Origin of the sequence: Streptomyces sp. AK02-01A, assembly GCF_033795305.1 — a bacterium.
Taxonomy (GTDB): Bacteria; Actinomycetota; Actinomycetes; order Streptomycetales; family Streptomycetaceae; genus Streptomyces.
The window spans coordinates 20,957-35,513 of the sequence record NZ_JARBAE010000015.1; the positions used below are offsets into that span (position 1 = coordinate 20,957).

A 14,557-nucleotide genomic window follows, 5' to 3' on the forward strand; every position below is an offset into this window, starting at 1 on the left:
CGCAGACGTAGAGGGAAAGGCCACACATCGTGACTGAGATCGAGATCGGGCGCGGCAAGCGCGGCCGCAGGGCGTACGCCTTCGACGACATCGCCGTCGTCCCGAGCCGGCGCACCCGGGACCCGAAGGAGGTCTCGATCGCCTGGCAGATCGACGCCTACCGGTTCGAGCTGCCGTTCCTGGCCGCTCCGATGGACTCCATCGTCTCTCCGAAGACCGCGATCCGGATCGGTGAGATGGGCGGTCTGGGAGTGCTCAACCTGGAGGGCCTCTGGACGCGTTACGAGGATCCGCAGCCGCTGCTCGACGAGATCCGCGGCCTTGACGAGTCGAGCGCCAACCGCCGGCTCCAGGAGATCTACGCCGAGCCGATCAAGGAAGAGCTGATCGGGCAGCGCATCAAGGAGGTGCGGGACTCGGGCGTGGTCACGGCGGCCGCGCTCTCACCGCAGCGCACCGCGCAGTTCTCCAAGGCCGTGGTGGACGCCGGGGTCGACATCTTCGTCATCCGCGGTACGACCGTCTCCGCGGAGCATGTCTCCGGGGCCGCGGAGCCGCTGAACCTCAAGCAGTTCATCTACGAGCTGGACGTGCCGGTCATCGTCGGCGGCTGCGCCACGTACACGGCCGCGCTGCATCTGATGCGTACGGGCGCCGCGGGCGTGCTGGTGGGCTTCGGCGGCGGCGCCGCGCACACCACGCGCAACGTGCTCGGCATCCAGGTCCCGATGGCGACCGCCGTGGCGGATGTGGCGGCGGCCCGGCGGGACTACATGGACGAGTCCGGCGGCCGGTATGTGCATGTCATCGCGGACGGCGGCGTCGGCTGGTCCGGCGATCTGCCCAAGGCGATCGCCTGCGGCGCGGACTCCGTGATGATCGGCTCTCCGCTGGCGCGGGCGACGGACGCGCCGGGCAAGGGACACCACTGGGGCATGGAGGCGGTCCACGAGGACGTGCCGCGCGGCAAGCTGGTGGACCTGGGCATCGTCGGGACGACCGAGGAGGTCCTGACCGGGCCCTCGCACAGCCCGGACGGATCGATGAACTTCTTCGGCGCGCTGAAGCGGGCCATGGCGACGACGGGCTACAGCGAACTCAAGGAGTTCCAGCGCGTCGAGGTGACGGTGGCGGACTCGCAGCACCGCCGCTGAGCTCCGCGCGGCTCGCGTGCCCGAGGTGTCCGGACCGGCTGTGCCGGTCCGGGCACCTCGCGCGTATCTGAGGAGGACGTGGTCTTCTTGGCGTCGAGAAGGCGGCGAACGCGGCGAGCGCGCAGAAGCCCCGTGAGCGGGGCCGGTCAGAGCCGGTGGGCCGCGCCCGCCGGGCTCGCTCCGCGGGTGTCCAGCAGGAGTTGCGCCTTCACCGCCAGGCCCTGGAGGTCGTATGTGCGGTGCGGCTGGAGCAGGACGGTCAGATCGGCGTTGGCGGCCGCCTCGTAGAGCGAGTCCGCGCGCGGTACGGGCAGGTCGCGGACGCGCCAGTCGGAGACATACGGATCGTGGTAACTGACGGCCGCGCCCAGATCCATCAGCCGGGAGGCGATCTCGGTGGCCGGTGAGCTCTCCTGGTCGGCGAGGTCCTGCTTGTAGGTGACGCCGAGGAGCAGCACCCGGGCGCCCCGCGCGGATTTCCCGTGCTCGTTGAGGAGGGTCGCGCAGCGCTGGATGACGTACTGCGGCATCCGCGTGTTGATCTCCTGGGCGAGGCCGACCATCCGCAGCGGATGTCCGGGAGTGCGGCCCGCCTGCGGCAGATAGCTCGGGTCCATCGGTACGCCGTGGCCGCCCACGCCGGGTCCGGGGCGGAACGCCTGGAAGCCGAAGGGCTTGGTCTCGGCGCAGCGGATGACGTCCCAGAGGTCGACGCCGAGGTCGTGGCAGAGCACGGCCATCTCGTTGACGAGCGCGATGTTGACATGCCGGAAGTTGGTTTCGAGGAGCTTGACGGTCTCGGCCTCGCGCGGGCCGCGCGCTCTGACCACCTTGTCGGTGAGGCGGCCGTAGAAGGCGGCGGCCGACTCGGTGCAGGCCGGCGTGAGGCCGCCGATCACCTTGGGTGTGTTGGCGAAGCCATGGGTGCGGTTACCGGGGTCGAACCGGCCCGGGGAGTAGGCGAGATGGAAGTCGCGTCCGGCGCGCAGGCCCGAGCCCTCTTCCAGGATGGGACGGAGGAAGTCCTCGGTGGTGCCGGGCGCCGCGGGCGATTCCAGCAGCACGGTGGTGTGCGGGCGCAGCCGGCCGGCCAGCGCGCGGGCCGCGTCGCCGATCGCGGTCAGATCCGGAGTGCGGTCGGCGCCGAGCGGGGTCGGCGCGCAGATGACGGCGGTACGGACGCGGCCCAGCTCGGTCGGGTTGGTGGTGGGCCGGAAGCCTCCCGACAGCATCCGGCGGATGTCGGAGGCGGTGAGCGGGCCGTCGACCGGTGTGTGGCCGGCGGCCAGTTCCGCGACGGCACGGTGGTCGGTGTCATAGCCGATGGTGTCGATGCCGGCGGCCACGGCGGCCTGGGCGAGGGGCAGGCCGAGGTGGCCGAGTCCGATGACGGCGAGATCTGCTGGCACGGCGGTGGCCGTCCTTCCCATAGCCGGAGTGGACAGTGAGCGCAACCCGGGTGGACAGAACGGGCGAGGCGCAATGTCAGACTAGGAGTAAATATGACCGTTATGTGGCATTGCGTGGCCGGTGAAGGGCTGTTTATCGGGGAATCGGCCCAATCCTTGTCTCCCCTTGTCGTCGGACGGTGTTATCCACAGGCAGTGGCTGAAGTCGTGGAGTACGGACAGAATCGATCTGTGAGCCCGACCACACGGGGGATGACGGGAGGCAGCAGTGAAGACAGCGACACTGGGACCCGCCGAGCGCGGCCAAGCGCTCGCGGCGATGGCCGAGCGTGAACTGGACGTGCTGGTCGTGGGCGCGGGCGTGGTCGGAGCCGGGACCGCTCTCGACGCCGCGACCCGCGGACTGGCCACCGGACTCGTGGAGGCGCGTGACTGGGCCTCCGGCACATCGAGCCGGTCGAGCAAGCTGGTCCATGGCGGTCTGCGTTATCTGGAGATGCTGGACTTCGCGCTGGTGCGGGAGGCTCTGAAGGAGCGGGGCCTGCTGCTGGAGAAGCTGGCGCCGCATCTGGTGAAGCCGGTGCCCTTTCTGTATCCGTTGCGGCACAAGGGCTGGGAGCGGCTCTACGCCGGAGCGGGTGTCGCGCTGTACGACGCGATGTCCGTGTCGTCGGGACATGGCCGCGGACTGCCGGTGCACCGCCATCTCACGCGCCGGCAGGCGCTGCGGGTGGCGCCGTGTCTGAAGAAGGAGTCGCTGGTCGGAGCGTTGCAGTACTACGACGCGCAGATGGACGACGCGCGCTATGTCGCGACCCTGGTCCGTACGGCGGCGACCTATGGCGCGCGGGTCGCCAACCGGGCTCGGGTCGTCGGCTTTCTGCGGGAGGGCGAGCGGGTCGTCGGCGCGCGCGTGCGGGATGTGGAGGCGGGCGGGGAGTACGAGATCCGTGCCAAGCAGATCGTCAACGCCACCGGCGTGTGGACGGACGACACGCAGGCGCTGATCGGCGAGCGCGGGCAGTTCCATGTCCGGGCCTCCAAGGGCATCCATCTGGTCGTGCCGAAGGACCGGATCCACTCCACGACGGGGCTGATCCTGCGGACCGAGAAGTCGGTGCTCTTTGTGATTCCGTGGGGCCGGCACTGGATCGTGGGCACCACCGACACCGACTGGGACCTGGACAAGGCCCATCCGGCCGCCTCCAGCGCGGATATCGACTATCTGCTGGAGCATGTGAACTCCGTGCTGTCCGTGCCGCTGACCCGGGACGACGTCCAGGGGGTGTACGCGGGGCTGCGGCCGCTGCTCGCCGGGGAGTCCGACGCGACCAGCAAGCTGTCGCGGGAGCACACGGTCGCGCATCCGGTGCCCGGCCTGGTGGTCGTCGCCGGAGGCAAGTACACGACGTACCGGGTGATGGCCAAGGACGCGGTGGACGAGGCGGTGCACGGCCTCGACCAGCGGGTGGCCGACAGCGTCACGGACGAGGTGCCGCTGCTCGGCGCCGAGGGCTATCCCGCCCTGTGGAACGCGCGGGCCAGGATGGCGGCGCGCACCGGCATCCATGTGGTCCGGGTGGAGCATCTCCTGAACCGCTACGGCACGCTCGTCGAGGAGCTGCTGGAGATGATCGAGGCCGACCCGGGCCTCGGCGAACCGCTCGCGGCGGCCGACGACTATCTGCGCGCCGAGGTCGTCTACGCCGCCTCGCACGAAGGCGCGCGCCATCTCGACGATGTGCTGACCCGGCGGACCCGGATCTCCATAGAGACATTCGACCGGGGGACACTCAGCGCGCGTGAGGCCGCGGAGCTGATGGCTCCGGTGCTGGGCTGGGACCAGGACCGGATCGACAGGGAGGTCGAGCACTACCAGAAGCGGGTGGAGGCGGAGCGGGAGTCGCAGCGGCAGCCGGACGACCAGACGGCGGACGCGGCGAGGCTCGGAGCGCCGGACATCGTGCCGATCTGATGGCCGGGGCGCGTGGACCGGCCCGGCCGGTCCACGCGCGGCGCGTCAGGACCGGCAGAACTCAGCTTCCAGGAGGGACGCTTCAAGGGTGTCGAGCGAGCCGTCGGCGAGCGTGTCCGTATTGATCCGGAAGGAGAAGGTGTGGCGGCCGTCGGCGGTGGCGGCGGTACGGACGTAACTGCCCGCGATCCGGCCGTTGTGGCCCCAGACGGTGGTGCCGCAGGAGAGCCGCCGCGGATAGACGCCCATGCCGTAGCGGCCCTGCGTGGCGTCGGTGTCCAGCAGTTCGCGCAGCTCGGACGGCGGGAGGAGGTCGCCGCTCAGCAGTGCGGTGTAGAGGCGGTCGAGATCGTCGAGGGTGGAGATCAGCTCACCGGCCGCGCCCGCCGGGCGCGGATCCAGCTCGGTGACGTCGCGCGGCTCCTGGCCGCTGGCCGGCGCGCGGCTGTAGGCGCGGCCGTGCGGTGTGGGCAGGGTGGTGCGGCCACCGGGGAAGGAGGTGCCGGTGAGACCGAGAGGAGCGATGACGCGGCGCTGGGCCTCGGCGGCGTAGGACCGTCCCGTCACCCGCTCGATGACCAGGCCGAGCAGGACGTAGTCGGTGTTGGAGTACGCGTACGAGCCGAGTGGGCCCGGTGCGTGGTCGGTCGCGGTACGCACGGCGGCCAGAGCGGTTGTCGGGGCCGTCAGGACCGCCGGCGGAGCGGGCCCGGCGGGCGGGGAGGCGTCCTTGGCGTAGTCGTACAGACCGCTGGTGTGGCGGAGCAGATCACGCAGGGTCAGCAGGCGGCCGTCGTTGCCATGGCCGCGGACCAGCCCGGGAAGATGGCGGTCGACGGTGTCGGACAGCTCCAACTCGCCCTCGGCGGCGAGCTGGAGGACGACCGTCGCCACCACGGTCTTGGTGATGCTGCCGGCCCGGAAGCGGTCGGCGCGGCGGATCCCTGAGCCGGCCGTCTCGAACCGGGAGGAGGCGGCGGCGCGGGAGAGCAGCGCGGCGGCCGGGGCGCGGCCGGGGCCGACCAGTCGCGCGAGCACACCGGAGGTGGACGAGGCCCGGCCGGGCTGGACATTCTTCCTGAATACGTCCGCGTCCAGCACGCCCGTTCCCAGCACACTCGCGCCAAGTCCGAACAGCACCATGACCACCGTGGTGCTCAGCCTGGCCCGGGGTAGTGGCATGGTAGGGATCCTTCCGCCGGCTCCATCCTGTCGGACGCCGGACCCGGGAACAGTGGCGGTCCCGGAGTGAGGGACAATGAAGGCTCTGCCAGGGCGCGTTACGCCACCGCGCGGGCGGTCGGCGGCCGCGGGCCAGGATCAGGGATCGCAGAGGGGACGCATGTCGGAGTCGGAGCAGTCGCGGGACACGGCGCAGGAGCCCCAGCAGGACACGAAGAAGAGCGCCGACGGCAGCCCCGAAGGGCGCCTGCTCGCGGGCAGGTACCGGCTCGGCGGAGTGCTCGGTCGCGGTGGCATGGGCACGGTCTGGCGGGCCCTCGACGAGACGCTCGGCCGTACGGTGGCCGTGAAGGAACTCCGTTTCCCGTCCAGCATCGACGACGACGAGAAACGCCGGCTCATCACGCGCACGCTGCGCGAGGCCAAGGCGATCGCCCGGATCCGCAACAGCGGAGCGGTCACGGTCTTCGACGTGGTCGACGAGGACGACCGGCCCTGGATCGTCATGGAACTGGTCGAGGGCAAGTCGCTCGCCGAGGCGATCCGTGAGGACGGCACGCTCACGCCGAGACGCGCCGCCGAGGTGGGGCTCGCGATCCTCGACGTGCTGCGCTCCGCGCACCGCGAGGGCATCCTGCACCGTGATGTGAAGCCGTCCAATGTGCTGATCGCCGAGGACGGGCGGGTGGTGCTCACGGACTTCGGTATCGCCCAGGTCGAGGGCGACCCGTCGGTCACCTCCACCGGCATGCTCGTCGGCGCGCCCTCCTACATCTCGCCGGAGCGGGCCCGCGGTCACAAGCCGGGACCCGCGGCCGACCTCTGGTCGCTCGGCGGGCTGCTCTACGCGTCGGTGGAGGGCTCACCTCCCTACGACAAGGGCTCGGCCATCGCCACGCTGACGGCGGTGATGACCGAACCGGTCGACCCGCCCAAGAACGCGGGCGCGCTGGAGGAGGTCATCTACGGGCTGCTCGCGAAGGACCCGGCCCAGCGGCTCGACGACGCGGGCGCGCGTGCGCTGCTCCAGGACATCATCCAGGCTCCCGAGCCGGAGCCCGAGCCGGCCCCGGACGCCACTCGCGTCGTGCCGCTGCCGCCGGTGGCGGACGAGGCGAAGGCGGCCAAGCCGGCCGCCGACGCGAGCGCCGACCGGGTGCGCGGCGCGCTGCGCTCCGTACGGAACGCGGCCGCCGCCAGGCCGGAGGCCAGGCCGAGGCCCGAGCCCGCCACTCCGTCCAGGCCGGCCGCGCAGCGCGCCTCGCTCACCGATGTGGTGCCCCGCCGCACGCTGGTGATCATCGCGGTCGTCGCCGCGCTGGCCGTCATCTCCACGGTCCTGATCGTCGCGCTGACCGGAGGAGACGACGGCAACGGGCAGCAGGGCAAGGACGGTACGGCGGCCTCCTCCGGCGCCACCACCGGAGACGACGCGGAGACCGGCGGCAAGGACAGCGGCAAGGGACAGGACCAGCCGCGGAGCCCGGACCCGGCCAAGAGCGAGGACGCCGCCGGAGACGGCGCCGCCACGCGCGGAGAGCCGTCCGGCGACTCCGGTTCCAAGCAGCCGGACGACTCCGGCGACCAGGGCAAGGGCGGCCTTCCGGCCGGGTACTCCACCGTCAGCGACGCGCAGTTCCGTTTCTCGATGGCGATGCCCAAGGGATTCCACAAGACCGGCATAGCCGGCCGTAACTCCGGCGGCATTTTCAGCGCCGGCGGCGGATTCCCGCGCGTGCAGATCGACTTCAACAGCAGACCGACCGACGATGCCGTCGCCGCCTGGCAGGGACTCCAGCCGGCGGTCAGAGGCAGCAGCACCAACTACAAGCTCCTCGGCATCAAGAAGGTCGAGTACAACGGCTATCCGACCGTCGCCGACTGGGAGTTCGAGCGCGACCAGAGCGGTCAGCGGATCCGGGTCCTCGACCGGGGCTTCAAGATCGACGCCAAACGCGGCTACTCGATCATGATCAGTTGCCGGGCGGGCGAGTGGAACGCGGCGGAGTGCAAGACGCTGCGCGAGACGGCGTTCGCCACCTTCAAGCCCGCCGGATGACGGACTGATTGGTTCCGGCCGTTACGGGGAATGGTTCGCCGCGACGGAGCCGAACGTTCCGCGGCGGGTTGCCCCGACCCTGCGGCATGTTTGTCTTCGGCCACGTATCGTGAGAGCTCGCGAACCGTACGCATCCACAATGAGCCGGTAAACGACCGGAATTGGCGGTTTCGCGGGTCTCCGAATCCGGGAGACGGCGTGTGTGGGGAGGCGGCGTGGACGACTACGCGGGACGGGTGCTGGCCGACCGCTATCGCCTTCCCCTGCCGCCCTCCGACGAGTACGAACTCGTCGAGACCCGGGCGTTCGACACGTACAGCGGCCAGGAAGTCCTCGTCAGACAGGTGCCGTTGCCGGAGGTCGTGGACGCTGAGGTCATCGACGCGGAAGGAGCCCCGGCGCCCCGCCGCGCCCCGGGCCGCGCACCGCGCAGGGCCACGGACCCGGCGGTGCGCCGGGCCATCGAAGCCGCGCAGAGCGCCGCGCAGATCCCCGACCATCCACGGCTCGACCAGGTCTTCGACGTGTTCGCCGAGGCCGGGTCGCTGTGGATAGTGAGCGAACTCGTCGCGGCGAGACCGCTGGCGGCGCTGCTCGCCGAGAAGCCGCTGAACCCCTACCGGGCGGCGGAGATCGCCTCCGACGTGCTCACCGCGGTACGAGTGGTGCACGCGCACGGCTGGACTCATCGCAACATCACCGTCCGCACGGTGCTCGTCTGCGACGACGGACGGGTGGTGCTGACCGGCCTGGCGGCCGGCGCCGCCGAGGAGGCGCTGTGCGGATACGCGCCGGTGCCCGAGCCGCCGGACCAGCCCGGGCCACCACCGCCGCGGCTCGGCCCGCAGGATCCGCCCGGTCCACCGCGCCTCGGCGAGCAGGAGCGGGACGGTTCACGGGAGCGGCTCGCTCCGCCGGAGGAGCAGCCGGCACCTGAGACGCCCGGCCTGCCGTACGACCCGGGACCGACGGCCGGAGTGCCGGGCCGCGCCGCGCTGGGCACCAGCCCGTACGGCGACGGCACCTCGTCCGGTACGTCCGGCGCGATGCCCCGGCTCAACCAGGGCACGCCCGGAATCCCCGCGCCCTACGGCGGCCCGAACGCGCTGCCCGGCGCGAGCGCCTCGGGAGACATCCGCGCGGCGCGCGCGGGCGCCATCGCGGCCTACCGCGCCGGCGCGCGCGCCGCGGCCCGCGCGTCCGAGGACGAGCGCACCGGCGGCAAGGCCGAGCTGCCGGCGCCGCGCGCGGAGGAGGCTCCTGAGTCCGCCGGCCCGCCGTCCGGCGCGGGACCGGACCCGGAGTGGTGGGCGCGACCGCCGCACTCCTTCGAGGAGTCGGATCCCGACGAGCCCGACGAGGACGACGACCCGCCCGTCCCCTACCGCGCCGAACTCGCCGGGACCTGGCGGGACGGCCCGGCGCCCTGGAGCGACGGCTCGGGCCCGGTGCCCGCGGGCGGCGGAAACCCGTACGGCCCGGGATCGGCCGGCCATGTCGGCGGCGGATCCGGCTCGTCCGGCGGTGGCGCCTCCGGCGTCCCGGCGGCCGGCGGCCGTCCCGGCGACGAGCCCGGCCGCGGCGGCGCGCCCGCGCTCCCGCCCGGCACCGCCGCCATGGCCCGCGGCGGCGACTCCCCGTATCCCGCACCGGGCAGCGGCGGCTGGGGCACCAGCGGGGCCGACGCGCTGCGCGCCGACGCGCAGCGGCAGACGACACGGTTGCCCGCGGTGGCCGGCCAGAGCGCCGGAGCCGGCCGCTGGGACGAGGTCGTGGCGAGCGGATCCGTGCCCGCGTACCGAGGTCCCGCCACACCTCTCGCCGCCGAGCGCGCCCGCCAGGCGCGGATCGCGGTCGTGGGAGCCGTCACCGAGCGCTGGGCACCGGAACAGGCCGGGCCCGTACACGAGAACTGGCAGCTCGCACCGCCCATCGGACCCTCCACCGACCTGTGGGCGCTCGGCGCGCTGCTGTACCGCGCCGTACAGGGCCACGCTCCGTATCCGGAGGAGAGCGCCGCCGAGCTGGTGCAGCTCGTCGTCGCCGAACCGCCCGCCTTCGCCGAGGAGTGCGGCCCGCTGCGCCCCGTCGTCGAGTCGCTGCTGCGTCAGGACCCCACCGAGCGGCCGGACTTCGAGGAGCTGCGCGGCTGGCTGCGTTCGCTCGTACGCTCCGCGCCCGAGCCCGAGGCCGGTCTGGACGTCGTACCGCTGCCGTCCGTCGACGAGACCCGGCTGCCGATAGTGCGGCGCCGCGGCGAGCTGGTGCGCAGGCGCCGCGGCCGCGGCCGGGACATGGGCGGACGCCACCGTCACAAGAAGGGCAAGGCGGGCCGGGAGAAAGGCGGCTTCGACGAGGAGCGCCGGCCGCAGCAGTACGAGTACGAGCAGCCGCGGTACGAGCGCCGGCCCGAGCCGGAGCCGTACGAGCGGCCGGCGAGGCCCGAGCGGGACCGCGACCGCCGGCCGCGTTCCCTGGGCCGCAATCTGCTGGTGCTGATACTGCTCCTGCTCGTGGGAGCCATCGTGTACGCGGTGATGTTCATGCCCGAGACGGGCACAGGGCAGCAGGGCGCGAGCGTCGGCGAGACAAGCCCGAGCGTGTCCGCCGCGCCGGAGTCGCCGGCCTCCTCCGACGGCCCGAAGGATTCCGGCACCTCCGCGCCCAGGACCTCCGCTCCCGGCACCTCGGCTCCTCCGGTCGACCTCGGAGAGGGCTATGCCCTGCGCCAGGACACCGAGGGTTTCCGGATCGCCGTCGACAAGGACTGGCAGCGGCGTCCCATCAACGACAGCGGCCAAGTCCGCTATGTCGGCGGGGACTTCACTCTGATCGTCGTCCCGGGCCGGGACACCGTGGCGGACAACGGCGCTGATCCGATGGAGTACCAGCGGGGCAAGGAGCGGGAGCTCCAGCCCTTCCGGGACTCCTCCTGGTCCACCGCTTCCGGGCTGCGGCGGATCGACGTGGGCCGACAGGCCATGGCGGAGGGCCAGTTCACCTGGCAGGACAGCAGCGGCCGCGAGGTCTATGTGCGGAACCTCGCCATGATCATCGACGGCCGCTACCACATCATCCAGGTCATCGGCCCGGACAGCCAGCGGGACAAGGTCAGCGAGATCTATCAACAGGCCTCCGACGCCTACCGGGTCACCGGCTGAGCGAAGGCCGGAGCATCACGGTGCGATGTCTGTGAGCCACCCGAGGTTCCGCGCCCGTCCGTCCCCTCCGTAACCTGGCAACCCAATGAACGGGGCTGGGGACATGGAATATTCAATGGGAACGGGCGCGGGAGCGGACGCCGGACCGGGCACGGGTCTGGTGCTCGCCGGGCGTTACCGGCTGAGCGAGGCCATCGGCAGCGGCGGCATGGGCAAGGTGTGGCGCGCGCACGACGAGGTGCTGCACCGGACCGTCGCCGTCAAGGAGTTGACCGCGGGACGGTATGTCTCCGAGGCCGACCGGGCCGTACTGCACCAGCGGACCCAGAAGGAGGCCCGCGCGGCGGCGCGGATCACTCATCCCGGGGTCGTCACCGTCCACGATGTCCTCGACCACGACGGCCGGCCGTGGATCGTGATGCAGTACGTCGACGGTCCTTCGCTCGCCGACGCCGTGAAGGAGTCCGGCAGGACCGGTGTGCGCGAGGCGGCCAGGATCGGCCTTCTGGTCCTCGGCGCGCTGCGCGCCGCGCATACCGCGGGCGTGCTGCACCGGGACGTCAAGCCCGGCAATGTGCTGCTGGCGCGGGACGGCGGCGTGCTGCTGACCGACTTCGGTATCGCCGCGATCGAAGGCGACTCGACCATCACCAGAACCGGTGAACTCGTGGGCTCCATCGACTATCTGGCGCCCGAGCGGGTACGCGGCGCCGATCCCGGTCCCGCCTCCGACCTCTGGTCGCTCGGTGTGACGCTCTACACGGCGGTGCAGGGGATCTCGCCGTTCCGCCGGACCTCACCGCTGTCCACCATGCAGGCGGTGGTCATGGAGGAGCCGCCGCATCCGGACCTGGCCGGGCCGCTCGCGCCGGTGATCGCGGCGCTGCTGTCCAAGGAACCGGCGGAACGGCCCGGCGCTGCCGAGACCGAGCGGATGCTGCGCGAGGTGCTGGACGGACCCGCGGCCGGTGACGCGGAGGGCTACGCGCCGACACGGATCATCCGGGACGCCGGGCAACAGGCGCCCACCGCCCGGGCGCTTCCGGCGGAACAGGCGCCGGAGCACGGCCACGGCACCGGCCACGACACCGGGCCGGGACACCGGGACGGGCAGGACAGGCAGGACGGGCACAACGGCGCGCAGACGTACGGCACCCGGCCCTCGTCCGGGCCGGCAGCCGTACCGACGGCGTCAGTCCGCCGCGTGCGCCGGCGTACGACGCTTGTGGCCGTCCTTGTCGCGGCGGCTCTCGGCGGCGGCGCCGGCTTCGCGGCGCTGAAGTTCGCGAACGGTGAGGAGAACGCCTCGCCGAGCGCGGGCGCCACGGCGGGTCAAGTGGCGAAGGGTGGGAACACCAAAGGTGGAACCGTACAATCCGGTTCAATACCGGAAGGCTGGACCCGCGTCCGGGCCGACGAGGGCTTCAGTCTCCATGTCCCCGAGGGCTGGGAGCGTCAGATGGACGGCGACCAGATCGACTACACGCCGGACAACGGTCTCCACCTCATACGGATAAGCGTCGCCACGCCCGACTTCGAGAATCCGTACATGCACATGCTGAACATGGAGGAAGCACTTCAGCGGCTTCCGCTGTACCAGCGGGTCAGGCTGGCTCCGAACACGTTCCGCGACCAGACTCATTCCGCGCTCTGGGAGTTCACCTGGACGGAGGAGAAAACTCACCCCGGCAAGCGGCACGCGATCGACCAGATCTACTACTCGGACGACAACAATACCGAGTACGCGATCTACATGTCCGGCCCGGAGAAGGACTGGGCGACGACCCGCAAACAGTTCGACGTCGTGCTGCGTAGCTGGCAGCCGCCGCCGGGTGACGCCGGCCAGTGAACGGGAGGGAACGGTATTGCCCGACGACCGGCAGCCCGCGGACATCCGGGGACCCCTTGAAAGCCGGCTGATCGCCGGACGCTACCGGCTGGGCACCAGGCTGGGACGCGGCGGCATGGGAATCGTGTGGCGGGCCGAGGACGAACTCCTCGGCCGTCCCGTGGCCGTCAAGGAACTGCACGCGGCCAATGACGTCCAGGACCCGGCCACGCTGCGCGAGGCCCGCGCCGTGGCCCGGGTCAAACACCCGCATGTCGTCGTCGTCCACGACGTCGTCGAGGAGGACGGCCGGCCGTACATCGTGATGGAGCTGGTCGAAGGCGACTCGCTCGCCGAGCGGCTCGCGGCCCGTGGACCCGTCGACACCGCCGAGGCGGCGAGGATCGGGCTGGCGCTGCTGGGCGCGCTGCGCGCCGCGCACGGTCTCGGTGTGCTGCACCGTGATCTCAAGCCCGCCAATGTCCTGCTGGAGGAGGTCACCGGACGCGTCGTGCTGACCGACTTCGGGATCGCACGTCTCGTCGGCACCACGACGATCACCGATCCCGGATCGTTCGTCGGCTCGCCCGAATACACGGCGCCGGAGCGGATGCTGGACGGGAACGAGGCCGGTCCCGCATCGGATCTCTGGTCGCTCGGCGCGCTGCTGTGCGCGATGCTGAGCGGCGAGTCGCCCTTCCACCGGGATTCGCTGCCGGGAGTGCTGCACGCGGTGGTGGAGGCCGAGATCGTGCCGCCGCCCGCCGCCGAGCCGCTGCTGCCCGTCGTACGCGGCCTGCTGGAGCGGGACCCGGCGCGCAGGCTGGACGCGGCGGACGCGGAACGGCTGCTGCGTGAGTACGTCATCACCGGTGCCACGCCGCCGCGGCCGGTCGCGGACCCGCGCGCGACCGCCCACTGGTATCTGCCGCACACCGCGCCGCCACGCGGGCCCGTCGCCGGCCTGCCGGGGAGCGGCGCTCCGGCCCGCCGCCGTACCGCGCTCGTCGCGGGTGTGGTGGTCGCGGCGCTGGCCGGCGCCGGCGCCCTGTCCACCACGCTGTTCCGGGACGGCGGCGGTTTCGCCGGTGACCTCGGCAGCGGCAACAGCGCGCTGACGGACGAACTGCCGGGCGGTATGGAGCCGAGCGCCATGCCGCCGATCCATACCGGCCGCTCGTCGTTTCCCGTCGGAACGCTCAGTCCCGCGCAGCCCGCTCCCGAGGGCTATCACACCGTCCATGACCGGATGGGATTCACCATCGCCGTCCCGCACGGCTTCGCGCGCTTTCACGACGAGGCGCGGATCTACTACCGGTCGCCGGACGGCGCGTTCAGGATCGGCATCCGTATCCAGGACAGCAGACCCGGCGGGCCGGCGGCCGCCATACGGTTCGCGGACGCCATCGGACCCGACACCAACCCCGGTTACCGCGACGGCAGAGTCACACCGACCACGCACAACGGATATCCCGCCGCGCTCTGGGAGTTCACCTGGAGCGGCTTCTCCCGCGCCGAGGGACCGCGCCACACCTTCGACCTCTGCTGGGACCAGGGCGGGCGGATGTACGACATCTGGGTCTCGGGTCCGGTGGGCGGGCTCGATGAGGCACGCGAACTGTTCGACACCGCTCTCGACTCCTTCGTCCCACCGGTGCGGGCGCCCGCACACGCGCCACGCGCCGAGTGACGGCATGTGCGCACCGCCGCGGTCCCGGCGCCGACGCGCGAACGCGTGTGCGGAGCGTAGCGGCTCGGACCCTGCCGGAAGAGGCGTCAGTGGCTGGTG

8 protein-coding genes are annotated in these 14,557 nt (G+C 71.9%); 6 read left to right on the plus strand and 2 right to left on the minus strand.

Annotated features, from left to right (window positions below; translation table 11 throughout):
* Positions 1–29 precede the first annotated feature (29 nt).
* The gene (locus tag PV679_RS16405; protein WP_319680984.1) at positions 30–1,154 is read left to right on the plus strand and encodes a GuaB3 family IMP dehydrogenase-related protein; all 1,125 of its coding nucleotides are present in this window, start codon (positions 30–32) and stop codon (positions 1,152–1,154) included.
* A gap of 146 nt (positions 1,155–1,300) precedes the next feature.
* On the opposite strand, the gene PV679_RS16410 is transcribed toward PV679_RS16405, so the two are convergent.
* Positions 1,301–2,563, minus strand: a complete 1,263-nt coding sequence (locus PV679_RS16410) for a nucleotide sugar dehydrogenase (RefSeq protein ID WP_319680985.1) — start codon at positions 2,561–2,563, stop codon at positions 1,301–1,303.
* 268 nt (positions 2,564–2,831) lie between these two features.
* Between PV679_RS16410 and PV679_RS16415 the strand changes: the two genes are divergently transcribed.
* The gene (locus PV679_RS16415) at positions 2,832–4,538 is read left to right on the plus strand and encodes a glycerol-3-phosphate dehydrogenase/oxidase (protein WP_319680986.1); all 1,707 of its coding nucleotides are present in this window, start codon (positions 2,832–2,834) and stop codon (positions 4,536–4,538) included.
* Between the two features lie 45 nt (positions 4,539–4,583).
* On the opposite strand, the gene PV679_RS16420 is transcribed toward PV679_RS16415, so the two are convergent.
* Entirely contained in the window at positions 4,584–5,720 is a 1,137-nt protein-coding gene (locus tag PV679_RS16420; protein WP_319680987.1) for a serine hydrolase domain-containing protein, read from the minus strand.
* Between the two features lie 160 nt (positions 5,721–5,880).
* Here PV679_RS16420 and PV679_RS16425 point away from each other — a divergent pair, with 160 nt between their 5' ends.
* The 4 genes from PV679_RS16425 to PV679_RS16440 all read left to right on the plus strand — a co-directional run bounded on the left by PV679_RS16425 (position 5,881) and on the right by PV679_RS16440 (position 14,458).
* Positions 5,881–7,779, plus strand: coding sequence for a serine/threonine-protein kinase (locus tag PV679_RS16425; RefSeq protein ID WP_319680988.1), 1,899 nt, complete (start codon positions 5,881–5,883; stop codon positions 7,777–7,779).
* Between the two features lie 215 nt (positions 7,780–7,994).
* Positions 7,995–10,940 (plus strand): protein kinase, encoded by a 2,946-nt coding sequence (locus tag PV679_RS16430; protein WP_319680989.1) that lies wholly within the window; start codon positions 7,995–7,997, stop codon positions 10,938–10,940.
* Positions 10,941–11,043: 103 nt separating this feature from the next.
* Positions 11,044–12,789 (plus strand): serine/threonine-protein kinase, encoded by a 1,746-nt coding sequence (locus tag PV679_RS16435; RefSeq protein WP_319680990.1) that lies wholly within the window; start codon positions 11,044–11,046, stop codon positions 12,787–12,789.
* A 16-nt stretch (positions 12,790–12,805) separates the two neighbouring features.
* On the plus strand, positions 12,806–14,458 hold the full coding sequence (locus PV679_RS16440) for a serine/threonine-protein kinase (protein ID WP_319680991.1): 1,653 nt from the start codon (positions 12,806–12,808) through the stop codon (positions 14,456–14,458).
* Positions 14,459–14,557: the final 99 nt, after the last annotated feature.

Coding starts and splice junctions, on each gene's coding strand:
- PV679_RS16435 (WP_319680990.1), top strand. CDS start 11,044: ATGGAATATTCAATGGGAACGGGCGCGGGAGCGGACGCCGGACCGGGC.
- PV679_RS16425 (WP_319680988.1), top strand. CDS start 5,881: ATGTCGGAGTCGGAGCAGTCGCGGGACACGGCGCAGGAGCCCCAGCAG.
- PV679_RS16420 (WP_319680987.1), bottom strand. CDS start 5,720: ATGCCACTACCCCGGGCCAGGCTGAGCACCACGGTGGTCATGGTGCTG.